General features: G+C 40.4%; 19 protein-coding genes. 11 read left to right on the top strand and 8 right to left on the bottom strand.

The window, feature by feature from the left end:
- The first annotated feature begins 69 nt into the window (after positions 1-69).
- Positions 70-1,719 carry a diflavin oxidoreductase gene (locus J1N10_RS15785; RefSeq protein WP_262327698.1) on the top strand — a complete coding sequence of 550 codons (1,650 nt, stop codon included), beginning with the start codon at positions 70-72 and terminating at the stop codon, positions 1,717-1,719.
- A gap of 6 nt (positions 1,720-1,725) precedes the next feature.
- Here the strand turns inward: J1N10_RS15785 and J1N10_RS15780 are convergent, their stop codons facing one another.
- Positions 1,726-2,553 carry a LytR/AlgR family response regulator transcription factor gene (locus tag J1N10_RS15780; protein WP_262327697.1) on the bottom strand — a complete coding sequence of 276 codons (828 nt, stop codon included), beginning with the start codon at positions 2,551-2,553 and terminating at the stop codon, positions 1,726-1,728.
- A 6-nt stretch (positions 2,554-2,559) separates the two neighbouring features.
- Positions 2,560-5,478 (bottom strand): sensor histidine kinase, encoded by a 2,919-nt coding sequence (locus tag J1N10_RS15775; RefSeq protein ID WP_262327696.1) that lies wholly within the window; start codon positions 5,476-5,478, stop codon positions 2,560-2,562.
- Between the two features lie 244 nt (positions 5,479-5,722).
- On the opposite strand from J1N10_RS15775, the gene J1N10_RS15770 reads away from it, so the two are divergent.
- Together J1N10_RS15770 and J1N10_RS15765 are read left to right on the top strand one after the other, a co-directional pair.
- On the top strand, positions 5,723-6,775 hold the full coding sequence (locus J1N10_RS15770) for a right-handed parallel beta-helix repeat-containing protein (protein ID WP_262327695.1): 1,053 nt from the start codon (positions 5,723-5,725) through the stop codon (positions 6,773-6,775).
- Between the two features lies 1 nt (position 6,776).
- Positions 6,777-8,372 carry a LamG-like jellyroll fold domain-containing protein gene (locus J1N10_RS15765; protein ID WP_262327694.1) on the top strand — a complete coding sequence of 532 codons (1,596 nt, stop codon included), beginning with the start codon at positions 6,777-6,779 and terminating at the stop codon, positions 8,370-8,372.
- 70 nt (positions 8,373-8,442) lie between these two features.
- Here J1N10_RS15765 and dnaB read toward each other — a convergent pair whose 3' ends face one another.
- Positions 8,443-9,996: a replicative DNA helicase gene (gene dnaB / locus J1N10_RS15760; protein ID WP_262327693.1), complete on the bottom strand. Its 1,554-nt coding sequence runs from the start codon at positions 9,994-9,996 to the stop codon at positions 8,443-8,445.
- Positions 9,997-10,279: 283 nt separating this feature from the next.
- Between dnaB and ispE the strand changes: the two genes are divergently transcribed.
- Positions 10,280-11,095: a 4-(cytidine 5'-diphospho)-2-C-methyl-D-erythritol kinase gene (gene ispE / locus J1N10_RS15755; protein WP_262327692.1), complete on the top strand. Its 816-nt coding sequence runs from the start codon at positions 10,280-10,282 to the stop codon at positions 11,093-11,095.
- A gap of 86 nt (positions 11,096-11,181) precedes the next feature.
- Here ispE and J1N10_RS15750 read toward each other — a convergent pair whose 3' ends face one another.
- From J1N10_RS15750 to tgt, 4 genes are all read right to left on the bottom strand, one after another.
- Entirely contained in the window at positions 11,182-11,505 is a 324-nt protein-coding gene (locus tag J1N10_RS15750) for a biotin/lipoyl-containing protein (RefSeq protein ID WP_262327691.1), read from the bottom strand.
- Between the two features lie 11 nt (positions 11,506-11,516).
- Entirely contained in the window at positions 11,517-13,061 is a 1,545-nt protein-coding gene (locus J1N10_RS15745) for an acyl-CoA carboxylase subunit beta (protein ID WP_262327690.1), read from the bottom strand.
- A 172-nt stretch (positions 13,062-13,233) separates the two neighbouring features.
- Positions 13,234-14,316, bottom strand: coding sequence for an LptF/LptG family permease (locus J1N10_RS15740; protein ID WP_262327689.1), 1,083 nt, complete (start codon positions 14,314-14,316; stop codon positions 13,234-13,236).
- 153 nt (positions 14,317-14,469) lie between these two features.
- On the bottom strand, positions 14,470-15,600 hold the full coding sequence (gene tgt / locus J1N10_RS15735; protein WP_262327688.1) for a tRNA guanosine(34) transglycosylase Tgt: 1,131 nt from the start codon (positions 15,598-15,600) through the stop codon (positions 14,470-14,472).
- 204 nt (positions 15,601-15,804) lie between these two features.
- Between tgt and J1N10_RS15730 the strand changes: the two genes are divergently transcribed.
- The 7 genes from J1N10_RS15730 to J1N10_RS15700 all read left to right on the top strand — a co-directional run bounded on the left by J1N10_RS15730 (position 15,805) and on the right by J1N10_RS15700 (position 21,638).
- The gene (locus tag J1N10_RS15730) at positions 15,805-16,920 is read left to right on the top strand and encodes a glycosyltransferase (RefSeq protein WP_262327687.1); all 1,116 of its coding nucleotides are present in this window, start codon (positions 15,805-15,807) and stop codon (positions 16,918-16,920) included.
- On the top strand, positions 16,911-17,519 hold the full coding sequence (locus J1N10_RS15725; protein ID WP_262327686.1) for an RNA polymerase sigma factor: 609 nt from the start codon (positions 16,911-16,913) through the stop codon (positions 17,517-17,519). The genes J1N10_RS15730 and J1N10_RS15725 overlap by 10 nt, the downstream gene beginning before the upstream one ends.
- A 57-nt stretch (positions 17,520-17,576) precedes the next feature.
- A complete protein-coding gene (gene rsmG, locus J1N10_RS15720; RefSeq protein WP_262327685.1) occupies positions 17,577-18,197 on the top strand; it encodes a 16S rRNA (guanine(527)-N(7))-methyltransferase RsmG in 621 nt (206 codons plus the stop codon).
- 191 nt (positions 18,198-18,388) lie between these two features.
- Positions 18,389-18,547, top strand: a complete 159-nt coding sequence (gene rpmH / locus J1N10_RS15715; RefSeq protein ID WP_262327684.1) for a 50S ribosomal protein L34 — start codon at positions 18,389-18,391, stop codon at positions 18,545-18,547.
- A gap of 187 nt (positions 18,548-18,734) precedes the next feature.
- On the top strand, positions 18,735-19,568 hold the full coding sequence (locus tag J1N10_RS15710; protein ID WP_262327683.1) for a PASTA domain-containing protein: 834 nt from the start codon (positions 18,735-18,737) through the stop codon (positions 19,566-19,568).
- A 23-nt stretch (positions 19,569-19,591) separates the two neighbouring features.
- Complete coding sequence (locus tag J1N10_RS15705; protein ID WP_262327682.1) at positions 19,592-20,641, top strand: RluA family pseudouridine synthase; 1,050 nt, start codon at positions 19,592-19,594, stop codon at positions 20,639-20,641.
- 28 nt (positions 20,642-20,669) lie between these two features.
- A complete protein-coding gene (locus J1N10_RS15700) occupies positions 20,670-21,638 on the top strand; it encodes a D-alanine--D-alanine ligase (RefSeq protein WP_262327681.1) in 969 nt (322 codons plus the stop codon).
- Between the two features lie 501 nt (positions 21,639-22,139).
- On the opposite strand, the gene J1N10_RS15695 is transcribed toward J1N10_RS15700, so the two are convergent.
- Positions 22,140-26,519: a hypothetical protein gene (locus J1N10_RS15695; RefSeq protein ID WP_262327680.1), complete on the bottom strand. Its 4,380-nt coding sequence runs from the start codon at positions 26,517-26,519 to the stop codon at positions 22,140-22,142.
- Positions 26,520-26,527 lie beyond the last annotated feature (8 nt).

Here is a 26,527-nt window from a genome sequence, read left to right as displayed (position 1 = left end):
GGCTTTGTTATAAAGTTGAAGGTTTACACGACAGACCTTCTTTTTTTATTGACAAAACACGCATCATATATGGGATTTTTCAGCACATTACTTAAAAGAAAAGAAAAACCACTCAACCTAAACATATTAGATAATTTCAATTGTCCTCCTGTCACTATTTTGTATGGAACAAAAACCGGTAATGCACAATTAATTGCTCAGCAAGCCCATAAATATTACCACCAGTGTGGTATCGAAAGTGAGTGCCACAATATGGATAAATACGATGTGGGTCGATTGCCATCTGAACACAAACTTTTAATTGCAGTTAGTACCGATGGCGAGGGTGAACTACCGCCCAACGCTCGAAAATTCTTTCAATTATTACAACACGATGAGATGCCAATGCTCAACAATCTGCAGTATGCTATTTGCGGCCTTGGTGACTCTAGTTATGATAATTTCTGTGGAGCTGGTAAAATGCTGGATGCCCAACTTCAAAAACTGGGGGCTCAAACTATTATCAACCGGGTGGACTGTGATTTGGATTTTAAGAAATCGGCTTTACAATGGATTCAAAACACCTATGATACAATTGTTGGGCTTAAGAAAAGCGAAGAAACAACAGTTAAGCCAGAGGTGGAAATGCCCGATTTTGTTTCAACCAGGCTACTACGGCGGCGTCAGCTGACCAAGGCGCAAGTTGAGCAACCGGTATTTCATATTGAATTGGATAATACCCAGCATCCGATTCACTATCAGGCCGGAGATTGTATTGAAATTATTCCAACCAACCCGGCCCGTTTGGTGAGTCAAATTATTGAAACGCTCAACCTGGATAAATCACAAGAACTCATCTCCTATAATCACACCTTAGAATATTCGTTGCTATATCAGTTTGAAATTACCAAATTAACACGCCCTGTCATTCGACGATATATGAAAATAAATGATAGTGCCGAACTAAAGAAACTGAATGATAACAAGGATGAACTGCGACAATTCATCAATCAGTCGGATGTACTGGATTTACTTCGGGAATATCCCTGCTCGATGGACGCCGATGAGTTTGTAAGTATTTTACAGCCCATTCATTCGCGTTATTATTCCATTGCCTCCAGTTATAAAGCCCAGTCCAGTCAAATTGACCTGACGGTAAAAACAGTGCGTTTTCAGCAAAAAGAACGGCAATACGAAGGTGCCGGCTCCACCTTTGTCAACGAAGGCCTCGACGAAGGGGCAACCATCAACTACAGGCTGGTGAGTAACCCATCGTTTCATTTACCGGAAGATACCGACACGCCTGTTATTATGATTGGTGTTGGAACAGGCATTGCCCCCTACCGGGCATTTTTACAGGAATTAAACGCTCAGCAAATAAAAAAGAAAGCCTGGCTCATTTGGGGAGATAAACACCAGTCCACTGACTTTTTGTACGAAGATGAAGTAATAGACTACTACAAAAACGATACGTTGGCTTTTATCAATACGGCTTTCTCTCGCGATCAGGAAACAAAAGAATATGTGCAGCACCGCTTAACAGATTATAAAGAGCGTGTTATGGAGTGGCTGGATAAGGGCGCCGTCATTTACCTATGTGGTCACAATCAAATGGGCGATCAGGTGAAAGCCACACTGATTCAACTGTACATGAGCGAAAAAGGCATGAGTGAACAGCAGGCCAAAGCCCATTTGCGACAACACCGCGATAACAACATTATTCGCGAAGATTTATATTAAAGAAAGTTAGTTAAACAACTTTTTAAAACTCTGTGCAAAACTTTTTATTCGACTATCGGATGAATTAAAGCTGTCTTTAAACTCCTTACCAAATCGTTTGGAGGCATACAGGCAGGTTCCATCAACCAATTCAACTGTTAACTCTCGATGGTTGTATTTTTTGATGTAATCCTGATTGACCAGCAATCCATTGCTGATTGAGTGAAAATTATAGTCACTGACAAGCATCTCCTTGTAAAAGCCAATATTACGGGTGGCCGTTAAGCGCTGGTCACCTGATAGAAATACATAGGTGATAACACCATCAGCCTGTAAATAAATAATATCGGAGATGGCAACAAACTCAATAATGCCACTGTGCAGATGAAAAGCCATTTTATTACTCACCGCTCCCTGCGTCACTCCAACCCGTTCGAGCAACAGTCTAATTTGCTGATTGTAGGCCTTACGGTTAATCTTAACCAAAGCTTTATTAACTGCCTGCGTCAGTTCGGCATCATCCAGTGGCTTGTACAAAAAGTCGATTGCGGAAAACTTAATCGCTTTCAAGGTGTATTCTTTGGCACTCTCACCTGTTATAAAAATGATTTCAAAATCAATCAGGTTTTCATCCATCAAGCGCCTTAATAAATCAAATCCGGTACCTGTTGTTAGTTGTATATCCAAAAACACAACATTGACTATTTGTTGCTTTATCAACTCATAGGCCGACTCGATATCATAGGCCTGCTGAATGGGTTGTATTTGCGGAAATAACAACTCAACACGCTGCCTGATATAATCGGAAGTATCAGGTACATCTTCAACAATTAAAGCACTTACAACTTGTTCCATTTCCTGTTAATTAAAAACAATTACTACTTTGGTTCCACCTTCCATCGGGTCTTCATAACTAATTTCAATCCGGTAACCTAACTCATTCAATATCTCTACGCGTTTATTTATCAATTCTAATCCACGAGATTCATAGGCTTGTATTGAGTCTTCTTTTAACTTCATCGATTGCTTTCGCCCTATACCATTATCTTTAATAACACACACTAATTTATCGGTATTGCCCAGGAAGCGTATTTCAAGCTTACCAGGTATATCACTCGGGTAAAGGCCATGTTTAATAGCATTCTCAACAAACGGCTGCAACACCATCGGCGGAATCATACGATTTAGCAGGTCATCATCGCTTAATTGAATCTCGTAGTCAAAGGCCTTGCCTCTATACTTAACTTGTTCAAAATCGATATACATTGTTAACAAATCGATTTCCTCTTTGATGCTAATCTCATTTTCTGACATGTGTTGGTCTGCCACTTTCGACGATTTAATAGTGGCCTCCATATAAGCCCGAATCAAACGAGAGAATTTTATCAGATATTGATTGGCTTTTTCGGGCTGGTGCTGTGTGATCAGGTTTTGAACTGATGCCAGTAAATTGAAGATAAAATGAGGATTCAGGTTGGCCTGCAGGGAGGCTACTTCGAGATAACGCTTCTTTCGCTCTTGCTCAATGGCCTTCACCTTAAACCGATAACGTGAACGAGCAATATAAGCGACTACCATTGCCAAAACTAACAATATAAAAAAGGCCGTTTGATAAAATTTTGGCTCTTTATAAAATGGCATATCAATCGCTATATGCTGCCGTGCTGTTTTAATAGTTATTTGCCGACTTATGATAGCAGGCTTCACCTCTACTTCAAATGTGTAATGTCCCGATGGCAGATTATAAAAATTGGCATAATTCTGCTGATTCCAAGTCGTCCACTCCTTATCATGCCCCAACAAGCGAAAGCGATAAACCGGCTTGGTTGGTAAGCCAAAGCCAATGGTTTCAAATTTAAATTCCAGGTCATTCTGACCACCGTTTAATTGGATGGCACCTAAATCTCCTCTTAATGCATAAGCAATTGGTTGTGAATTAAAATGAGTGATGGCCACATCAAAAAACTCACTGTCGAATTGCAACTCTTTTAAATTGAGCAATGTAGTATTGGTAGTGGATGGGAACAATATATTATCCTGCCATTGAATAAAACTATTCTGCGCAATTTCCTGTGCGGTTAAACCATTACGAAAATTGTAGGTTTTAACCTGTAATTCACCGTTTTGAAGAAAATCTTTATACTTAACAACCAATACTTCACGTGTAGTACCAATAAGCAATAACTTTTCATCAGCAACCATTAGAGCGGTTATAAAACCCGAGTAACTAATGTCTACTTTTTTAAATGCATTGATAGCTGATTGATAGACAAATAAGCCTTCACGTCCTCCTAACCAAATATTACCAACAACATCTTTGCACATCGAAATAATACCACCCTTAGGCCCTGCTCCACCCGAACTGGAAACATGCCTGTAACTTTGATTGTTGCGATAATAAACGGCTAATGATTTTCCGGTGCCCACCCAAATTGTACTATCTGTAAATACCAATGCCGAAGGATGCGATTTAACCAATGATTGTGATTTATCCATCGCATAGTTTAGCTTACTATTACCATCGATAAAACCTAAGCCATTTTGCTTGCCAAAAACAATTTGCTGCGACAAAGAATCATAAGCGGATATCAAACAAATATCCCTGATTAATTTTTTAGTGTGTCCATTGCTATACTTCACCAAACCATAGTGACTCGGAAAGTATAAATTACCCTTATTATCCTTCGATGCCCCATAGTAATAATCGCGCTCTTTCTCTCCGAAAGGCCCGGGTGCTATCAACTCTTGCTTTTCCTGTTTATCCAGGTTTAATCGATACAAGCCTTGTTTATAAGCCGCTCCGTACAACTGCCGATCATCTCCTAGAATGAATGTCCAGAAGTCATTCATAAACGAACGGGGAAACGTTTTAAAAGGGCGTTCCCATACCTGATATAAGCCATTGTCTGACCCTACCCAAAGGTTGTTATCCTTATCTTCCATAACCGGGAAAGGTCCTTTAATATAATCAAGTTCTAACTTTCTAGATGAGTTGGTCAGGCTGTCAAGTATAAAATAATCGTACATGTACGAATACAAATATTGCTTCACCGGCAGATGATACACCTCAATATTTTGCACTTCATTATCTTGTACCCAGTAGGTAAATAAAGGACGTTGCTCCAATAAAGACAATATTCGAATTTCTCCACCTTTATAAATGGCAATAGCTGGAAGCTCCTGTTTTAATTGCACTGTATTAATACGCCATCCATCAGGAGCCGTATAAACTCTATCGCAACTATTTTCAGACAGTTTAAATACATCATCACTCACACTTCCTGTGCAATACAACTGTTTATTTTCAGCATCATAAACCATTGTTTTTATTTCACCTAAAGGCATATTGGTGCATACCTTATAGGTATGTACAAGGGAGTCACTTCTGAATTGCTTAATCCAGTTTTTTGAATAAATAAATATATCCTCAAAGCTTATATTGACATGAAACAAGGCGTCAGATTCATATACGAGCTGAAAATGCGTTCCATCGTATTTGTAAAGGCCCTTAGTAGCTTTTACATATAAATTACCTTCTTTATTATTAGCAATACTATAAATATGCTCGTTGGGCAAGAAATGATGAAAATGCTCACCATTAAACTGAGCCAAACCAGCTTTGGTGCCCACCCAAATATATCCATGTAAATCCTGAAAGATAGCCGTCACCTGTATTTGAGGTAAGCCATTGTGTGTATCATATAGTCGGTATGGACTGTTTTGACTAAATAACAGCACACTGGTAAGCATAAACAATATGAGTAATATTTTGGGTTTCATCTGGCTATTCATAACACTATAACGACCAAGATAAGCATTAATTTAGCAAATACATGTCAAATAATAACAGGTGGTCGTATTGGATAATAAATGGATAGTAAGCACCAATAAACACCGCTTATTTCCTCTACGACTTTGGCACATACACCCACTTATTATCTTAATTGCCCGATTGTTACTTTTTACTGTTATAGCACCTGTTACATGCCTATTTTTAATCACGAACAAACTTAAAACAGACATAATGAAAAAGATTTCCTTACTTATCCTTTTTTTAACTAGCGTTGTATTGGTTCAGGCGCAAGTAACGTTTATAGTTGAAAACAGTTCTTCTACACAGGTTTTCCCAACATTGCAAGAAGCAATCGATGGTGCTGTCGATGGTGATATACTTTATTTGCCGGGCGGCTCATTCCCATCTCCCAGTGGTGTAGGGAAAAGCTTAACCTGGATAGGTGTTGGACATTATCCTTCAGCGACAGAGGCTACGGGTAAAACACAAATAACAGGGACATTCACACTTTTAGAAACAGCTGATAATACATCTTTGGAAGGAATTCACTTTACAAGCCATTTTTATTTAGGCACCAGTAATGAAACCACCAATGTTGACCATGTAACAATAAAACGCTGCCGCATAGATGGTAATGTTCGTTTAAAATACAACTCAGATGTAGCCAGAACTGACTTTATAATGAGCGAATGTGTTACAATGGGTGAAATACAGGGGAACAATGCGACTCATGCCCTTATTGAGAAAACGATTCTTTCGGGAAGAAAAAAAAGCATCATTAGCATGAGTCAAAGTAATTTTGACCGATTAATCAGCACATCACCAGTGGAAAATGGCAGCTATGGTTCTTCCTACTGTTTTCAGTATGTAACCAACTCTACTATATCAAATTGTCTTCTCAGAAGAGCTTACAATTATTGGTCACCTTATCAATGCACAGGTAATACTTTCTCATATAACGTTTTCGCTCCCGGAGCGTTCGATTTAAGTGGTAATACTGACAATAACAACATGGAATCAACAGTGGTAATTGATGAAATGTTGGAAGCAATTGGAAAGTTAGATGCATTTGATTATTCAGATGACTTCCATTTGAAAGATGGTGTTGTAGGTATAAATGCAGCCAGTGATGGCACCAATGTAGGCCTATATGGTGGAGATGCCCCGGCTAAAGTTACTGCCATTCCCACTACCCCACATATAAGTTCTAAAAGCATAGCGACCTCAACTGACGACAATGCGATGCTGAACGTCAATATTACTGTGGAAGCTCAAGACAACTAATATGAAACAACTATATCAACTATTCATTTTATCACTGACAATTTTGTCAATTGATATAACTGCTCAAATCAATGTCGAGGGCGTTGAGTATTGGTTCGATACTTACACTAACGTCAGTAGTCAGAACATTACTCCCGGCAACTCGTATACTTTTAACGAAGCAATCAGCACCACTCACTTAAAAGATGGTTTGCACCAGTTTACTATTCGTTTTAAGGATGAAAATGACCGATGGAGCGCACCTGTCAGTCAGTTCTTTTATAAAAAGCCCGCTAAAGTTAGTAACAACGAATTAATCAGCTATGAATATTGGTTCGACAGTGAAATTAGCAATGCTGTTAGCTCCCCAATCTCGCCAGGAGCTTCATTTACCTTGAATGATGCATTTGATTTATCTGACCTAAGTAATGGCCTGCACGTGTTTTCAATGCGCTTTAAAGATTCTCATGCCCAGTGGAGTGCACCAATCAGCCAATTTGTATACAAAACGGAGCCAGCTGCAGCTAACAGTCAAATAGCAGCATACCAATATTGGATTGATGACAATATTGCAGAGGCTACCGATGTTGCCGTAACAACAAACCCAACATTAGCGCTTTTAGACGATCTGGATTTATCAACCTTAAAAGCAGGAACGCATCAGTTTAATATCCGTTTCCAGGACACAAACGGCAGATGGAGTTCTCCTGTCTCGGAAGAGTTTCTTAAAGTAGCCTTATCGCTCAATGACCATCTGATTGCCCACTACCCATTTAATGGCAATGCCAACGACGAAAGTGGTGAAGAACATCATGGAACAGTTTATGGTGCATCCTTAGCTTCCGATAGGAATGGAAATACTAATCAGGCATATCAGTTTGACGGCGTGGATGACTACATTGATCTGGGTGACTGGATTAACGGAGGAGCTACCACCATAACTTTCTGGGCGCGCTGGGAGGCATTCCATAACTATTCGCGCGTTGTGGATTTAGCCAATGGCTCATCAAGCGATAATATTGTGGTATCTAACTATCAACAAGGCAATCGCCTATTCTGCCAAATTTACAGTACCTCAACCCGTAATTTAACATCAACAGATAATATAATAACACAAGGTCAATGGGATTTTTATGCTATTTCGGTCGATGAAACAGGTCATTTTAAAATGTATAAAAATGCGACGCTGGTTGATGAAAACATCAGTGGTGTGATGCCCCGAGAACTTTTACGCACTGAGCAATTTATCGGTCGTAGTAACTTTTCGCAAGATGGTTACTTCCAGGGATACATCGACGATGTTCGTATCTACAACAAAGCTATCGAAACCAGTGATATTAATACTGTCTATAATGCTTTATCAACCAACAACAGTGAAATTATTTCACTTAAGAGCATCAAGGCCTATCCTAATCCGGTAGTATCAAACTTAACTGTTCAACTAGCTGGTAACGATTGCCGACTCACACTTTACAATCAGAATGGGCGTTGCGTACTTGATAAAACAAGCAAGAACACTGAAGAAGAAATATCCATGGATAAAATGCAGCCAGGTGTTTACATTCTTCGCATCATCAGTAATGATTCACAGCAAACTTTGAAAATTGTTAAGAAATAATCCAATACCTACTATCGGGAAACAGTAGCTTGCCTAATAAGCGTCCTCAACTGTGAGGGTGCTTATTTTTTTAGAATGGCACATCACTACTAAAACCGGGTCCTTCAGGGAACTCGGGCAAGTGTTGTCCCTCGGCGGGAGCTCCACCTTCATTGCCTTGATTCATCTTTGAACCAAGCACTTGTGTAGGCGTATTGCTATTATCGCCAAATCCATTGTCTTCATATTCGGCATCTTCCACATCCTGGAAGCGTGCCAACTCAGCGCGGAAACGCAAACGAACATCGGCGGTTGGTCCGGCACGGTGCTTGGCAATAATAATTTCAGCCATACCAATCAGTGAGTTACCTTGCTCATCCTCGGTAATACGGTAATACTCCGGACGGTGAATAAAGCACACCATATCGGCATCCTGCTCAATCGCACCCGATTCACGAAGGTCGGATAGCTGCGGACGCTTACCTTCTGCACCGGCACGGCCTTCAACACCACGGTTTAGCTGTGACAGGGCAATAATAGGTACATCCAGCTCTTTAGCCAATCCTTTCAGGTTACGCGAAATCAAACTCACCTCTTCCTGACGCGAGCCCGGATTCATACCACTGGCATTCATCAGCTGCAAGTAGTCAATAATCACACACTGTATATCGTGCTGTTTCTTTAATCGACGACACTTGGCTCGCAATTCAAAAACTGATAATCCGGCTGTATCATCCACAAAAATAGGTGCATCAATCAGGTTCTGAATTTTATGGTCAAGCTGTTCCCACTCATAGGGTGCCAAGTTACCTTTCTTAATTTTATCGGCCGACAACTCGGTTTCTGAAACAATCAATCGATTCACCAATTCCACGTTGGACATCTCCAGCGAGAAGATAGCCACCGGTGTTTTATGGTTCAATGCCATCTGGCGCGTCATCGACAGTACAAAGGCTGTTTTACCCATTGCCGGACGAGCAGCAATAATAATCAAAGCCGATCCTTGCCAACCTGACGTAATCCGGTCCAAAGCGGCAAAACCAGAAGGCGTTCCACTCATCCCATCCGTGCGCTCAGATGCCGCTTTAATACGGTCAATAGCATCCTGAATAACAGGGTTAATCTGCGTCGCATCGCGTTTCATACTCCCCTGCGATAGCATAAAGAAAGTACTCTCCGCTTCTTCCAACAGATCGTTAACATCAATGGAATCGTCGTACGCCTTTCCCTGCAGGTCACTCGAAATCTGTATCATCTGACGTTGCAGATATTTCTGCCAGATAATACGCGCATGGTATTCGATGTGCGCTGCTGAAGCAACTTTACTCGTTAACTGTGTAATGTAAAAAGCACCACCACACTCTTCCAGCTTGCCCATTTTTTTGAGCTGCTGCGTCACCGTCAGCATATCAACCGGTTGCTCATGCGCTTCCAAATCCATAATGGCTTTATAAACGTGCTGATTGGCTTCCTTATAAAAATGCTCAGGCTTTAACAACTCCGAAACATTTAAAAAAGCTTCCTTTTCCAGCAATAAAGCACCCAAAACCGCTTCCTCAAGATCGGTTACCTGAGGTGGTAATTTACCCATTTCCAGCCCAGTCACGGCGGGCTTTTTACGATTTGAATACTTGTTATCTGCCATCTATTTTATTGGAAATTTTAAGAGCAGCAAAGATATAAATTAATTGTTGATTTGCTGATTTGCTGATTTGTTTATTTGACGAACTGAGCAATTGAGAAACTGAAAAATTGCAAAAAACACTTCTGTTTAGTTTAAATGTTGAACAGTTTAGAAGTTGATTGACTTTCAACTTTTAAACTCATTAAACTTATTCATCTCGTTTAATAATTAAACTACGAAATCGACTCATAAACTACTTCTCAAAGAAGAAAAACCCCTTTCTTTGTAAGAAATAACATTACACATGATTTGTTACCCCAACGCTAAAATAAATATTGGCCTCAATGTGGTTGAAAAACGGCCAGACGGATACCACAATCTGGAAACCATATTTTATCCAATCCCTTTATGTGATGCACTTGAAGCTGTTCATTCTGTTGATGGAAAAGCACCATATACATTCAGTAATACAGGTATTGAGGTAGATGCCATAGCTGAAGACAACATCTGTATTAAGGCATTAAACCTGATTAATAAAAAATATGATTTACCTCCGATTCAGATTCACCTGCATAAACAAATACCATTTGGTGCTGGCTTGGGTGGAGGCTCTGCTGATGGTGCATTTATGCTAAACCTGCTTAATAAAGAATTTCAACTAAACATTCCTCAGGATGAATTACAAACCTTAGCCGTGCAATTAGGTGCCGATTGTGCCTTTTTTATTAATAACAAGCCTGCCTTTGCCACAGGTATTGGCGACCAACTTCACGCTATCGATTTAGATTTAACCGGCTATTATCTGGCATTAATAAAACCTCCCATCCATGTTTCAACACCTGAGGCATACGGTGGTGTAGTGCCAAAACCATCTATTGATTCATTGAAGGAAATCATTAAGCTGCCGATTGAGCAATGGAAGCACCATATTAAAAATGATTTTGAGAAATCGGTATTTGCTAATCACCCCGAAATAGGAAAAATAAAAATGGACTTGTATGATGCTGGTGCTGTATATGCATCCATGTCGGGAAGCGGTTCGAGTGTGTTTGGCTTTTTTAAAGAAAAGCCCGAATTAAACATGAATGAATCGCATTATACCTGGGTACAAAAGTTATAAAAGAAAAAGGATCGCCTCTTTATTAAAAAACAGTAATAAAGAGGCGATCCTATAACAAATGAAAAGCTGCCCGAAGGCAGCTTTTTCTATTCAATCACAACCATTAAATGGTTTTTCGGAATTCTATCTCCTTGTGACACTTTAATTGATTTTACCTTACCATCACGTGGCATTGTAATCTGGTTACGCATTTTCATGGCTTCCAGAATTAAAAGTGATTCACCTTCTTGTACTTTCTGTCCCTCTTTAACAAACACCTCACAAATCGTTCCTGGTATGTAGGACAAAATGTTATCGGGGTTTGGAGCTTCATACTTGACTCTGTTTTCGAATTTCTTAGTTAATTTTGTTTTATACTTCATACTAAGTATTGCAAAATCAACCAATCCTTCTGTATTTTTTGTACTCATATGCGCTACTATTAAAATGGAGGAATACCATGCTTCTTAGCAGGGCGATGATCGTCTTTATTAGCCGAAACTTCAATAGCATGTAACAACAATGCCCGTGTCTCGCTTGGCTCAATAACTGAATCGATGTAACCTTTTGCTGCAGCAACATAAGGGTTTGCGAACTTCTCTTTGTATTCTTCAACCTTAAGAGCACGCATCGCATCCTTATCTTCAGCTTCGTCAATCTCTTTCTTAAAAATAATGTTAGCAGCACCTTCTGGTCCCATTACCGCAATCTCTGCCATTGGCCATGCAAACATAAAGTCAGCACCCAGGTGACGTGAGTTCATAGCGATATAACCACCACCATAAGCTTTGCGCAAGATAACAGTGACCTTAGGCACAGTAGCCTCTGAATAAGCATATAATACCTTAGCACCGTGACGAATTACACCGGCATGCTCCTGATCAACTCCAGGAAGGTACCCAGGCATATCCTCAAGCGTGATAATTGGAATATTGAAGGCATCACAGTAGCGGATAAAACGAGCTGCTTTATCTGAGCTATCGCAATCCAACACACCAGCAAGAACCAATGGCTGGTTGGCAACAAAACCTACAGTTTCACCATTTAAGCGACCAAAACCGATAACGATATTAGCTGCCCAAAGATCCTGAATTTCGAAGAAATCCGAATCATCAACGATGGCTTTGATAACATCACGAACATCGTAAGGTGTTTTAGGATCTGAAGGAATAATATCTTCAATTTTTCCTTTAAACTTAGGTGGTTTTGGAGGGAAAGCTTTAGCTTTTTTATCGTTATTCCAAGGAATAAACGTAATCAGCTTTTTAATTTGCTCGAAACATTCAGCCTCGCTATTTGAGAAGAAGTGAGCATTACCTGTTGTTTCGGCATGAACACGGGCTCCCCCAAGATCTTCCATCGAAATCTTTTCACCAAGTACTGATTCAATCACACCTGGTCCGGTAATAAACATCTTAGAAATATTCTCAACCACAAAAACGAAGTCAGTCAACGCTGGCGAATAAACCGCACCTCCGGCACATGGCCCTAAAATAACGGACAGCTGAGGAATAACCCCTGAAGCTAATGTGTTACGATAGAAAATTTCACCATATCCAGCTAATGAGTTTACACCTTCCTGAATACGAGCACCACCAGAATCGTTAATACCGATCAAAGGCACACGCATTTTCAAGGCGTGATCCATTATTTTTGTAATTTTACGGGCATGCATTAATCCTAATGAACCCCCGGCTACTGTAAAATCCTGAGCGAAAATACAGATGGGTGCACCGTAAACGGTACCCGTACCGATAATTACTCCATCACCATGTAATTGCTTTTTCTCCATTCCGAAGTCGCGAGCCGTGTGCTCGACAAAAAGGTCATATTCGGTGAAAGAATCTTTATCAACAAGTGCAAGGATTCGTTCGCGAGCCGTCATTTTACCCATGGCTGCTTGCTTCTCAATGGCTCTGTCGCCACCACCCTTTTCTACTTGTTCCTTTCTTTTCCGAAGGTCAAGGATGTGTTTTTTCAATGACATAATCCAAAAATTTGATTTAACCTACTATTAATCAAAATATCAATTTATCCACTCTGATTAACAATTTTTCAGAGTGCATAATTACTAATTTATTTTTTTTAACAAAAGGAATAAGGTCAGTAAGTGCAAATGCGAACAACTCAATTTCACACTTAATTTTTTAAGTGTCAAGTTATTTAGGTGCTCGCATGTATAAAAAGATTCCGACAGCAGTAAAAACTATATTTGGTAGCCAAACGGCTAAAATCGGATTCATATTTCCATTAACGGCAAAAGTTGTAGAGATGGTCATAAACAAAATATAACCAAAGCTTAATGCAATACCAACACCAATATGCAGCCCCATTCCTCCCCTAACTTTTCGCGAGGCTAAGGATACACCAATAAGCGTAAGAATAAAGGCACTAAATGGTGAAGCTATTCGCTTGTATTTTTCAATCAGGAATTCTTCTAGATTACCAACACCTCGCGCTTTTTGCTCATCAATATATGTATTGAGCTCGGTATTAGTCATCATCTCAAAGTACTTACGTTCTTCCTTAAAGTCTTTTGGAGTGATATTAGGAATTAGGGTGTCGAGCTTTTTACCACTCGAAATTTCATGCTCTACCCCATTTTTAAAATCACGAATGATATAATTGCTCAATTGCCATTTAGTGGTAGCAGTGTCGTACTTAGCATATCGGGCTGATAATTTCGAAAGCAATTCTTTTCCATCGTATTTCTCCATCGAAAAATGCTCACCTCGGCCACTATAAGCGCGATATTTATCCATGTATACAAATACACTTGGTTCAATTTGCATATGGATTTTCTCCAGCCCTTTTTCCTTTCGGTTTTTAACATATTCATTCTCGAACTTAATACGCGTTTGATTAGCCGGCGGAATAACATATCCACCCAACAAAAATGAAAAAATACCGATAATGGCGGCTCCCAGAAAATATGGAAACATCATTCGTCTAAAACTTACCCCACTTGATAAAATGGCAATAATCTCAGTTTGATACGCCATTTTTGACGTAAAGAAAATTACCGCAATAAAAACAAACAGTGGTGTAAATAAATTGGCAAAGTAGGGTATGAAATTTTTGTAATAATCAAATACAATGGCCTTTAATGGGGCCCCGTGTTCAAAGAAATTATCAATCTTCTCCGTCACATCAAAAACCACCGAAATGCTAATAATCAGTAGGATAGCAAAAAAGAAAGTTCCCAGGAACTTTTTGAGTATGTATAAGTCAAGTTTTTTCAAAACCTGTATTTTTTATTTGAAGTATAGTGTCAATTACAAAAGAACAAAAAAATAGTTACAAGCTAAATTTAATACTCCTGTGTTTTCTTCATCACGCCCATTGGCTTGCACCAATAGTTAGACAACCAAATACTAATTAACACTCATTTATATCTACAAACGCGTTGTTAACTTTTTAACCATTACACTTTTCCACTCTGCAAAATCACCAGCGATGATATGCTTTCGAGCTTCGCGCACCAGCCATAAATAAAAAGTAAGGTTGTGCATACTGCCAATTTGTGCCGCCAGCATTTCTTTTGAAACATAAAGGTGACGCAGATAAGCCTTTGTATAATGATGATCAACAAACGAGGTGCCATTGGGGTCAACCGGAGAAAAGTCGTTCTTCCACTTTTCGTTGCGCATATTTAAGATACCTTCAGACGTAAACAACATGCCATTGCGACCATTTCGAGTCGGCATTACACAGTCGAACATATCTACACCAAGTGCGATATTTTCCAATAAGTTAGCCGGCGTTCCAACCCCCATCAGATAACGCGGTTTATCCTTTGGCAAAATACCATTAACCAGCTCTACCATTTCGTACATCACTTCGGTTGGTTCTCCTACAGCCAGACCACCAATGGCATTTCCTTCCCGATTTTGAGAAGCAATAAACTCGGCCGATTGCGTCCTTAAATCACGATAGCCAGCTCCCTGTACAATGGGAAAAAATGTTTGTGAATGGCCGTACAAAGGTTCTGTATTATCAAAATGATCAACACCACGTTTTAACCAACGGTGCGTCAACTCCATTGATTTCTTAGCATAGGCGTATTCAGCATCTCCAGGAGGGCATTCATCCAATGCCATAATGATATCCGCGCCAATCACCCGTTGGATATCAACTACATTTTCTGGCGTGAATAAGTGCTTCGAACCATCTAAATGAGAACGAAACATCGCTCCTTCTTCTGTTAACTTTCGATTATCGCTCAAGGAAAAAACCTGGTAACCACCACTATCAGTCAACATCGGTCTATCCCAGCCATTAAACTTGTGTAAACCACCGGCTGCTTTTAAAATATCTAAACCTGGCCGCAAGTATAAATGATAGGTATTACCAAGAATGATCTGAGCTTTCACATCATCTTCCAAATCACGAAAGTGCACACCTTTTACCGAACCTACGGTTCCTACCGGCATAAAAATTGGTGTTTCAATCTTGCCATGATCGGTGGTTATCTCACCTGCCCTGGCACTACTTTTTGCATCTGTATGTTGTAACTCAAAATTCATTTTATTGCATCTATCATTTACAAATTCCTCATCCTGTATTATATTCAGAACAGCCTGCAAATATACAATAGCTGATGAGATAAATAAAATGTTGAGCCAGCATCGTTATGGAAATATTTTTATTTACAACTACTTTCAAAAATGAACGTATTGAAACAGGTTATTTCTTGAAATTTGTTGCATTTTTGAATAAAATTCAATTCTGTGGAGGAAACAACATTATATATCGTTATCGGAATTTATGCTTTCACCTGGCTTTTCCAGTTATTTTATCACTTATACTTTATGCTGAAACCAGGTTTATTTGTTCCTGAACAAAACACCAAACTACTTCCGGTTTCCGTCATCATATGCGCCAAAAACGAAGCTGAAAACCTGAAAGCTTTTTTACCTTCTGTTTGTCATCAAAATCATCCACAGTTTGAAGTAATTGTGGTGAATGATTGCTCAACCGATGATACGGAAATGGTATTGGCCCAGTTAAAAACAGAACACAAAAATCTTTATTATACCAACATACCCCATAGCCGTCAACATTACGAAGGAAAGAAACTGGCCTTAACGATTGGGATTAAAGCCGCTAATTTTGAGCATTTGGTATTCACCGATGCTGATTGCCAGCCAGCATCTCAAAACTGGTTGACTGAAATAAGCAGCCAGTTTAACGATGATAAACAAATTGTAGTGGGCCATGGACGCTATGAAAAAAAGAAAGGCTTTTTCAATCTGTTTTTACGCTACGAAACTTTTTTTAATGCCGTTCAATACATGGGATTTGGGCTACGCAAAAAACCATTTATGGCAGTTGGTCGCAACATGGCCTACACCAAATCATTATTCGAAAAAAGCGATGTATTTAAACATTATTTAAACATAGCTTCTGGCGACGACGATTTATTTATGCGTCGATGTGCCACAAAGCATAACACAACCATTCAAACAGGTTTTGAGAGTCAAACAATATCTGTAGCACCAAAAAACTTTAACGAATGGATAACACGTAAATCAAGGCATCTGACCACTGCTCCTTTATATAAATTCGGAATAAAAACATGGTTAATTACAGAGGTAATGACCCGTCAAATATTTTGGGTCTTAACACTTTGTTCACTTTTTTTTCCTACTTTTGTTCCCATAACGGCAGGGTTATTTATAAGCCGATTAGTTGTATTACATATAGTACTTGCTAAAGCGGCTAATAAGATGGGAGAAAACAAATTATACTGGGCAACCATCCTTTTTGATTTCCTGACACCAATTGTCGTTGGAAGCATTTGGGTAAATAACATTATTAGTGCAAAGAAGAAGAAATGGAAGTAAATCCGAATCTATCTGACAAGGCAAAATATGATTTAGACTTAGTAGAATTAGCGGTTAAAGGCGACCAGAAAGCGTTTGCCGAACTCATGGGCCGCTATAGAGATGCTATTTACTTCATGCTTCTCAAGATGGTGAATAACAAAAGTGACGCCGAAGACTTAACCATTGAAGCATTTGGCAAAGCCTTTAAAAACATTCACCAGTACTCTCCTAATTATGCTTTTAGCACCTGGTTGTTTAAAATTGCATCCAATAACTGTATCGATTTCCTTAGAAAAAAACGCAATAATATTGTTTCAATTGATGGTGGTATTACCGATGATAAAGAAAACGATCAACCCATTCACCTAAAAGATGAAACACCCGATCCGGAGGAACATCTGATCAAACAGCAAAAAAAAGTGCTAATGCGCACTGTGGTTAAAAAACTGAAACCCCGCTATCGCATACTAATTGAGTTACGCTATTTTAAAGAGTTTTCGTACGAAGAAATTGCTGAAGAATTGGACTTACCGCTCGGAACAGTAAAAGCGCAATTATTCAGAGCGCGCGAATTACTCTTCAATACGCTTAAAAACTCGGATATTAAATTAGGATAATCACTATCTGTTTTCTAATCATTATACTTATCAGGATTTGCATCCTGTGTTATTATTATGGAATTAATTAAAAAGTACTTTCCAGACTTAGCGCCTTCCATTGAAGAAAAGTTAGGCATGCTTGGCAAATTATATGCTGAATGGAATTCTAAAATCAATGTTATCTCGCGTAAAGACATGGATCATTTTTATGAGCGACATGTTTTGCACTCATTAGGCATTGCTTCATTCATTCAATTTGAAAAAGGAACTACAATATTAGATGTTGGCTGTGGAGGTGGATTCCCCAGCATTCCATTAGCGATTATGTTTCCAGATTGTCAGTTTCATTCTATTGATTCCATCGGAAAAAAAATAAAAGTAGTCAAAGGGGTAGCTGAAGCCTTAGGACTAGAAAACCTGACAGCTGAACAGGTACGTGTAGAAAATCACCCCAAACAATACGATTTTATAATCAGTCGTGCTGTAACAGCATTTCCTGCTTTTGTTAAGCTTTGCCAAAATAAATTTCTTACAGAAAACAAAAATGCCATCACCAATGGTATAATTTACCTAAAAGGTGGTGACTTTGATGATGAGTTAAAAGCTTTTGAAAACAGAGCTTCGGTAACTCCATTAACCAACTACTTTGAAGAGGAGTTTTTCGAAACAAAAAAAGTAATCCACCTTTCAATGTAGTAAGCTTTTAACCGTGAATAAAAAGCAAACAGAAAAAAGCACTCATTTTTTTTTGGAAGATAAAAAAAACGTGTATTTTTGCAGTCCGAAAAGCTAGGGTAACAACTTAGCTTAGCAATTCAGGCGGAGGACAATCCCGAAAGAATCCATTTGAAAAGCGACTATTACGAAGAATAAAAAAATTACATACAATGAAAAGGACATTCCAACCATCGAACAGAAAGAGAAGAAACAAGCATGGTTTCCGCGAAAGAATGGCCAGCGCAAGTGGTCGTAAAGTATTAGCTTCAAGAAGAGCTAAAGGACGTAAGAAATTAACTGTTTCTAGCGAAAAAAGACACAAAGCTTAATTATAATTAGCTTTCAAAATATAAAAAGTAAAGAATCCTCTCATTGGGTTCTTTACTTTTTTTATGCCCTTAAGTTTGGTTGTTGAAGTTAAAATCATTCAGGTTTTTACTATTTTTGAACAATATAGAAAGCTGATACTTATTAAACAGTTGCCCGAATAAGGGAAACTGTTGCAAACCTATGCATATGTCAATTCTTAAAAACCTGCTGAACAACGTATTTGTAAAAAATATCGTCATTGCAGTTGTAGTTATTTCATTGGCCTTAATTGCCACTTTTGTAAGTCTTAATATTTACACCAATCATGGCGAATACTACCCGGTACCCGATTTTAGAGGCTTAACCGAAGAACAGTTCAGTAAACTGATTGAGGAAAAAGATTTCCGCTACAATATAATTGATTCGGTGCATGTGGACGATTATTTGCCAGGTGCCGTCATCGAACAGATTCCTGCTCCAGGTAGCATGGTGAAAGAAAACCGTAACATCCACTTTACCATCAAAGCTATTGCGCCCGAAAAAGTGCAGATACCTAACTTAATTGACTACTCGCTACGAAATGCCAAAGTGATTCTTGAATCATATGGTTTGGTAGCCGGCGAATTGATTTATGTGCCAAGCGAATATCGCAACCTGGTATTGCAACAATTGTACAAAGGCAAGCCAGTTGAGCCAGGAACAGTTGTGCTAAAAGGATCTATTATAGATATGCACATTGGTAAAGGTTTGAGCACCGAACGAACCAATGTACCAGATTTAACTGCCCTAACATTGGAAGAAGCACAAAGTTATTCTGTATCTGTTTCCTTAAACGTTGGTGCGGTTATTTACGATGAATCGGTACAAACAGAAGAAGACTCATTGTCTGCTACTATTTGGCAACAACAACCATCGGCCGAAACAGGTGCACGAATTCCTCTTGGCGCCTCCATTGATGTATGGCTAAGTGTAGATTCCACCAAGCTATATCCCGAACTGTTTCCACCAGATGTAGATGTGGAAGAAAATATCGACTTATAAAACAATAAAATAGAGCAAGCATAATGGCTGAGCACATACAAGAAGAATTAGATGAGTTAGATGAAAGTAATGAGTTGTATGAGCATTACCGATTTGTAACCGATCCCGGACAGAAACCGCTGCGTATAGATAAATTCCTGGTGAATCGTGTTGATAATGCATCGCGCAATAAGATTCAGGATGCTGCTGCTGCCGGCAATATTAGGGTGAATGATGTGCCGGTTAAATCCAACTATAAGATTAAGCCCAACGAAGTCATTACCATCGTTATGTCTTTTCCTCGCCGCGAGCTGAAAATTATTGCGCAAGACATTCCTTTGGATATTCCTTACGAAGATGATGACTTGATAATCATTAATAAAAAACCGGGAATGGTGGTGCATCCCGGACATGGTAATTATACCGATACCATGGTGAATGCATTGGCCTGGCACCTTAAAGATGTTGAACTGTTCAACTCTGAAGATCCGCGGCCAGGGTTGGTACACCGCATTGATAAAGACACATCTGGCTTATTGGTAGTCGCTAAAACCGAGCAAGCCAAAAACTTCCTGGCTCGTCAATTTTTTGAAAAAACATCAACCCGCACCTATGTGGCGCTGGTTTGGGGGCAACCCAAAGAAGACGAAGGTACCATTGTTGGTAATATTGGCCGTAGCCTGCAAGATAGAAAGCAAATGGCTGTTTTCCCCGATGGCGACAGAGGCAAGCACGCCGTGACGCATTATAAAGTGTTAGAACGATTGGGCTATGTATCGTTGGTTGAATGCCGACTGGAAACTGGCCGAACTCACCAGATTCGTGCACATATGAAATACATTGGTCATCCACTTTTTAACGATGAACGCTATGGCGGACACCAAATATTAAAAGGAACGACCTTTACAAAATACAAGCAATTTGTACAAAACTGCTTTAAGATATTACCACGACAAGCACTACATGCCAAAACACTTGGCTTTGTGCATCCAACATCGAAGGAATACATCGCTTTCAATACCGATATTCCGGATGATATGATGGAAGCTATTGAAAAGTGGCGAGGCTATATTGCAGGACGCGAAAATGACTAATCATAAAAACCAAATCTCTATTACAACTATGAAAAACATTGGTATCATATATGGCGGCTATTCGTCTGAAATAATTGTTTCTGAAAAAAGTAAAGAAGGTGTCATGACCTTTATCGATGAAACCAAATACAAACGTTACCCCATATTGATTACCAAGGAAAAATGGTGTGCTGTAGTAGATGATGAAGAATATCCTGTTGATAAAAATGATTTTTCATTCATAATTAGAAATGAGAAAATAAGCATTGATTTTGCCTACATCACCATTCATGGAACACCGGGCGAAGATGGCCTGCTTCAGGGCTATTTCAATATGCTGGGCATTCCGCATAGCACTTGTGATGTGCAGGCTGCAGCTATCAGCTTTAATAAGTTTACCTGCAATACCTACCTGAAAGGATTTGGTGTGGCTGTTGCCGATTCGGTTCTAGTGAGAAAGGGCAATAGCTTTAACGACAAAGATATTGTTGAGCAACTGGGCTTACCTTGTTTTGTTAAACCCAATGCAGGCGGTTCGAGCTTTGGCATAACCAAGGTTCAGGAGGCTGAGCAATTAACACCTGCTATCGAAAAGGCTTTCACCGAGAGTGATGAAGTGATTATTGAGCAGTTTGTGGCGGGTACAGAAGTGACTTGTGGTTTGTATAAAACAAGGAACAAGCAAACAGTATTTCCGGTTACCGAGGTAGTGAGCAAGAATGAATTCTTCGACTTTGAAGCCAAATACACTGCCAGTAAAGTGGAAGAAATCACACCTGCCCGCATAGAAGATGCTGTGCGCGACCGCATCCAGTCTATCTCGTCTCTTATCTACGACATACTGGGCTGCAAAGGCATTGTACGTATCGATTATATCATCAGCGATAACAAAATATTCCTGCTCGAAGTCAATACCACACCTGGTATGACCATCACCAGCTTTATCCCTCAGCAGATTAAAGCTGCCGGATTGGATATTAATGAGGTGTTTAGTGAGATTATTGAGAATGAGTTTTAATTAGTATCAAGATTTAAGACATAAGAACTCAAGATGATTTATATGGTGTGAAGATTCATTAAAATTATCTGTTATGCTATTGCGAGGTAGACAGAGGACTGAAGATCGAGCACAGTAGAAAGATTTAAGATAAAAGACTTAAGACACACACTTCCGCGCAAATGCTGCCACACAAAGAGATTCGTACAGCAGCGTGGACCACTGTTACATATCATGGCGCAGCCGTTACAATAGTATGCGCAAACGGGAATATGGACTGAGAGCTTGGGGAAATTCACTGAGAACTCGGGGAAATCCGTTGCCAAGCCAGTACAATGCATTGCGCGCTCAGTACTATTGACTGAGCGAAAGGGAAAATCCATTGCGCGGTCGGGATATTATATTGCGCAGTCCGTACGATATACTGAGACACCTGTTTGTCTGACAATTGGTAATCAACCCAATAATTATGGAGAGAAAAAAGCTGCCCCCGAGGCAAGCCTCGAGGGAATCTATTGATTATTATCCCGATATCGTCATTTCGGTTTCATTCACATTAAACACATCGGCATAAATCAGGCGGTCGGTTTGCTCGGTTTGCTCCAACCGGTTCTGATAGGCAGTAGGCAGACCAGCAATACGATTGGGGCCTCTTTCATACTCTTCAATCACAATCTGGTAAGCATCTTTTTTATACTTGCCCGGTAACTTAAACTCACGACTTATGGAATAACGGTTGTTCGTCACATGCTTGCCCGAAATGCGAATCACCAGCGTCTCTTCGAGTAAATCCTTATCAACCTGGTCATCCATAACCGTACCATAAATGGGTCGTGAATACTTTGTATCCTGAAAGCTTATTTTTAAGAAGTTATAATTACCATATTTCGCATATCGCTCATTATAAATGGTTCCCTCAACGGTGATAGATAACTTATGATTGATGTCTTCTTTATTAAAATGAACGGTGGTTTGTCGTTCGGGCACCAACTGGTTAAAGTTAGCCGATACAACAGGCGACAAACACACATCTTCGGTATCTGTCCGAACGGAATAGGGCTGATAGCGGGCCAGGGCCAGTTTAACAAATGGGAAATACATGTTTTGCGGATTAATACGAATATCGGCAAACCACACTTGCCGGTCTTCGTCAAAATGCACCGGATAAGCCACCACTTTAGCGCGCTCGTTTTTATCAGGGTATTGCAAATCATGGTCAATGACCGGGTTCATAAAGAAATCTTCCGGTTTAGGCGAATAAGCCTGTGGCTGCACTGAATACAACAGCGGATCCATTCCCCAACTGGTATAATCAGTGTTATAACCCGGCGATTGACTGACAAAACTGGTTGGGTTATAGCCTTTCTCAGGCAATAACACGCCCAGCATTTCGTCATCGCCTGATGAGAACCATGGCCGCTTAATAAAAATACGCAAGCCACCACCCATGCGCTGATGCCTCATCGCGGTGGCATTTTTTGTTTTACGCCATTCAAAAGTCGGAATAATATAATCTATCTCGGGCGCCTTTGGACGGGCCGAACTTGGTATACTCACACGCTCCTTCCATTCGCTCAATCGCGATGTTTTCAAATCGGGATTGGCAGCCAGTATTTTATCGAAATACTCGTCGTAGCGCGATGCAGCCAACAGGCGATAATCCACCCAGCGATGCCTTGTATCGCCAAACTGGTGCTTGAGCGGCATGAGACGCAGATTCATGCGCTTAAAAAAGTTAAACTGGTACTCTTCCACGTCGAATTTCACCCTGTTAACCAGGTTATCACTGGCCTTCACTTTAGTAGTTTGCAGCTTCTGAAAGCCGGCCTGCTGCACCTGATAGTCTTTATTGATGCGATGCGCCTTGGGTTGCGGCTCTGCTTCAAACTCCGCTTTTGCCCGCATAGGGAAAACCTTAACAGGCTGTACCTTTATATTCTGCGTTGGCGCCACTTTCAGCTTTTCAGGAGCTGGAATCGTGCCTTTCGTCACCACATCATCATGATAATTAATTAATATGTCAGGAACACTGTTACTTCCCTCCTTTTCTTTGATAGCCACCGATATTCCATCGTCCCATTGCTCTTTCCAGCGGGCTTGTAGCTCAACTTTTTCGGTACTCTCACCATGAATATCAAAACGGATATTAATATCGGCATGAGTCGTTTTAAACTGGCGGTTGGGCAATAGTTCTTCAATCACCGGCGCATCCAGTGGTTGCTGCAAGGCATGTACCAGCTCCATCTCACGCGACGGGCTCACCATCCAGTGACGACCAGTGAACGCCAGCTCTTTGGCTTCTTTTAAATTATCATCCGACTCATCTTTGACCATTTGCCAGATGGCCGACAATTCTTTTAAATCACTTTCGCGCCAGAATGTACTAAAGCGGATACGTGAACGAATGCCTTTGGGCAGATAGAAGGTCAGCTGTTTATTGGACACATTCCAGTTTGAATGGTAGTCTCCTTCCTCCAGTTTTATGCGAATAAATCCACTTTTATACCAATCTTCGGGTATGGTAACAGCATCGGTATGCTGTGGCTGAACCTCATCCTTTGTGAAAAAACTAAATAACTGAGGAGAGAACTCCTGCGTATGCGTGTGTTCATAATCATCGGCCAAAAAGACAGCCACACCAGCTGCCATGGGGTCGGGCAGATAAATGACCTCCACCTCAGAGGGCTGATACACCTTTTCCTTGTTCTTCTCATCCTGCTGATATAAGCCCTCGTGACTGGTAATAATCTGATAAATTTCTTTGGCCTTTTGTGCATCACCGAAAGCCTTCTCAAACATACCATGACACTCAGCCATTAACTGGCTGTTTTTTGGGGGCAATAAATAACGCAGCGAATGATTATCCAGCTGCAGACCATTTATCGCTTTACTGGCTTCATAGTCACTCACCGACTGGTCGTAGTTGGAACGAATCACCATTTCCTCCAGAAACTCACCATCTTTAAGCTGATTACCCACCAAAACAATGGGGCTGGCCAATGGCTCATAACGCAAGTATTTAATGCCGGTTCGCTCCGATGAATTTTTATCTGAAGTGATAAAGGTGTGCGCCACGCTGTTTCCTGCCAGATCAACCGTACGTATGCGTAAACGATAGGCTTTACCAAAACGCAGCCGTGGCAAAGTGCCTGCTATGCTTTTCGATTCGGCATGCACCCGGAAATCCAAATCACTGTCATAAGCATATTTCTTTGCTTCCAATGTTTTGGATTTATGAACAAAATCCCTCTTCTCCGTTTCGCCGTCCTTCAGCTCATAATCGTCCGACTCATTAATGGCATAGCCCGGTTTGCGCACCGACAGGCTCCATCCTTCCCAACGTGCCAGTGTTTCCGAAACAAACACATCATCGGGCTCATCGGGATCTTCGCTCAGGCCTAATTGAATAAAACCCTCATCGGGCACAATACCGTCGATTGGATGTGCCGTATTACTCTCATCAAACCATTGGTACACATCCTGACGCCAATGCAGAGAATACCACTTATCAGGCTCCTCTTCATAGGCTATGTCCATGCGATACCCCTGCACCACATCATCGGAATACAGGGCATTAGATGGCATCTTCACCTTAAAAGACGCCATTGGAAGTGGCGTGTTGCTTTTTATCTTCAATGATTTCGCATCGAAGGTTTTAACCTGTTCGGCCTTAAACTCATTCTTCAGTTGCACATTCCGTTCTATCCGTTTAACCAGATGCTCGGCCATACCGTTTTTTGTAATGGCAATACCAGCCGAACGCATATAAGGCAGTCCTTCCTCCTGTGGTGGCTCCACCTCATCCAGCACCTCTTGCCGAATGACTTTACTGCGCGAAATCTCATTTTTCACTTCGTAGAAGCGGGCTATCTCCTGCACCTTGCTTTCGGCCATATTGTTGGTTTTGAGAGCTGCTCCATCGGCATCAATCTGCACCACCTCAAAATCGTCGGAATTAATCCTGACAAATCCCTGCTTAAAGAGCGAGTTACTTCTGTCGCGTGTAAAAAAGCCTTCATCAGTTATTTCGTATGCCGTGGAAGGAATGGACAAGGCATAGTCCTCACTTAAATCAAGGTTTTGCGGCACTACAGTTAAAGTGCCTTTGCTGGGTATCGAATTATTAAACGGAATGGTAAAATCCAGCACAAAACCCATTTTACGCATGATTTGCGGATAGCTGTTAATGGTGGCCATCACATCATGAAACTCGAAGCGTGGCTTTTCCAGCTTCAGCTTAGGCGTTGTTTTAAAGGCCTTATCCACTTTATGAAACTGGCGTAACTCGGCAAAATCGCTCTTGGGATTCATCTGCTTGCTAAAACGTTTGAAGCGATCCACCTTAACCGCCTGTCTTATTTTCACATCCTCATCCTGACGACGTACCATCAGGGGCTGAGCTGATGTTTGTCGCACCTGGCGCTCAGCAACCTGCTTTACCGCATCCTTTTGCAATTTATACTGACTAATGGCGCCCAACTGCAATTCATCGACAAAACGCTCGGGTTTTATCTTACGCGACGGGTTAATCACCGCTTCTTCTTTTACGGTTTTAAAAATGAAATCCTGAACGTGTTTCACCGGAAAAGAAAAAATGCGCTTATTCACCAGCTCTTCATCATCCTTGAAATCATCCACCTTTATTTCCGGATGAAGAATATGCTGATACAAATCGGTTTGTATTTTAGCTTTATCCAGCTCCGCTTCAAGCAAACTACCGTCCTCCAGACGAAAGGCAAAGTCAGTGTTGAGGACCTTGTCGGGCCAGGCGAGCACATCAGGAAAAGCATTTAACGTTGTGTCACTGGGTGTATTTAGCTTAATGGAGACAAAAACAGACAACTTTAATAAATTGTTTTCCAGGTCTCGTTCGTGTGGTAATGTGGTTAGTATAATTTCCATAGCTCGTA

Source organism: Carboxylicivirga litoralis, assembly GCF_025499605.1.
Taxonomy (GTDB): Bacteria; Bacteroidota; Bacteroidia; order Bacteroidales; family Marinilabiliaceae; genus Carboxylicivirga; species Carboxylicivirga litoralis.
The sequence above is the reverse complement of the archived record's forward strand: the minus strand, read 5'-3'. Positions and strand labels throughout refer to the sequence as shown.

Bases quoted from the DNA above. Each gene is read 5' to 3' on its own strand.
- J1N10_RS15705 (WP_262327682.1), top strand. From the start codon at position 19,592: ATGGCTGAGCACATACAAGAAGAATTAGATGAGTTAGATGAAAGTAAT.
- J1N10_RS15780 (WP_262327697.1), bottom strand. From the start codon at position 2,553: ATGGAACAAGTTGTAAGTGCTTTAATTGTTGAAGATGTACCTGATACT.
- ispE (WP_262327692.1), top strand. From the start codon at position 10,280: ATGATTTGTTACCCCAACGCTAAAATAAATATTGGCCTCAATGTGGTT.
- J1N10_RS15745 (WP_262327690.1), bottom strand. From the start codon at position 13,061: ATGTCATTGAAAAAACACATCCTTGACCTTCGGAAAAGAAAGGAACAA.
- J1N10_RS15710 (WP_262327683.1), top strand. From the start codon at position 18,735: ATGTCAATTCTTAAAAACCTGCTGAACAACGTATTTGTAAAAAATATC.
- rpmH (WP_262327684.1), top strand. From the start codon at position 18,389: ATGAAAAGGACATTCCAACCATCGAACAGAAAGAGAAGAAACAAGCAT.
- dnaB (WP_262327693.1), bottom strand. From the start codon at position 9,996: ATGGCAGATAACAAGTATTCAAATCGTAAAAAGCCCGCCGTGACTGGG.
- rsmG (WP_262327685.1), top strand. From the start codon at position 17,577: ATGGAATTAATTAAAAAGTACTTTCCAGACTTAGCGCCTTCCATTGAA.
- J1N10_RS15750 (WP_262327691.1), bottom strand. From the start codon at position 11,505: ATGAGTACAAAAAATACAGAAGGATTGGTTGATTTTGCAATACTTAGT.
- J1N10_RS15765 (WP_262327694.1), top strand. From the start codon at position 6,777: ATGAAACAACTATATCAACTATTCATTTTATCACTGACAATTTTGTCA.
- J1N10_RS15775 (WP_262327696.1), bottom strand. From the start codon at position 5,478: ATGAAACCCAAAATATTACTCATATTGTTTATGCTTACCAGTGTGCTG.
- J1N10_RS15770 (WP_262327695.1), top strand. From the start codon at position 5,723: ATGAAAAAGATTTCCTTACTTATCCTTTTTTTAACTAGCGTTGTATTG.
- J1N10_RS15700 (WP_262327681.1), top strand. From the start codon at position 20,670: ATGAAAAACATTGGTATCATATATGGCGGCTATTCGTCTGAAATAATT.
- J1N10_RS15695 (WP_262327680.1), bottom strand. From the start codon at position 26,519: ATGGAAATTATACTAACCACATTACCACACGAACGAGACCTGGAAAAC.
- J1N10_RS15725 (WP_262327686.1), top strand. From the start codon at position 16,911: ATGGAAGTAAATCCGAATCTATCTGACAAGGCAAAATATGATTTAGAC.
- J1N10_RS15785 (WP_262327698.1), top strand. From the start codon at position 70: ATGGGATTTTTCAGCACATTACTTAAAAGAAAAGAAAAACCACTCAAC.
- tgt (WP_262327688.1), bottom strand. From the start codon at position 15,600: ATGAATTTTGAGTTACAACATACAGATGCAAAAAGTAGTGCCAGGGCA.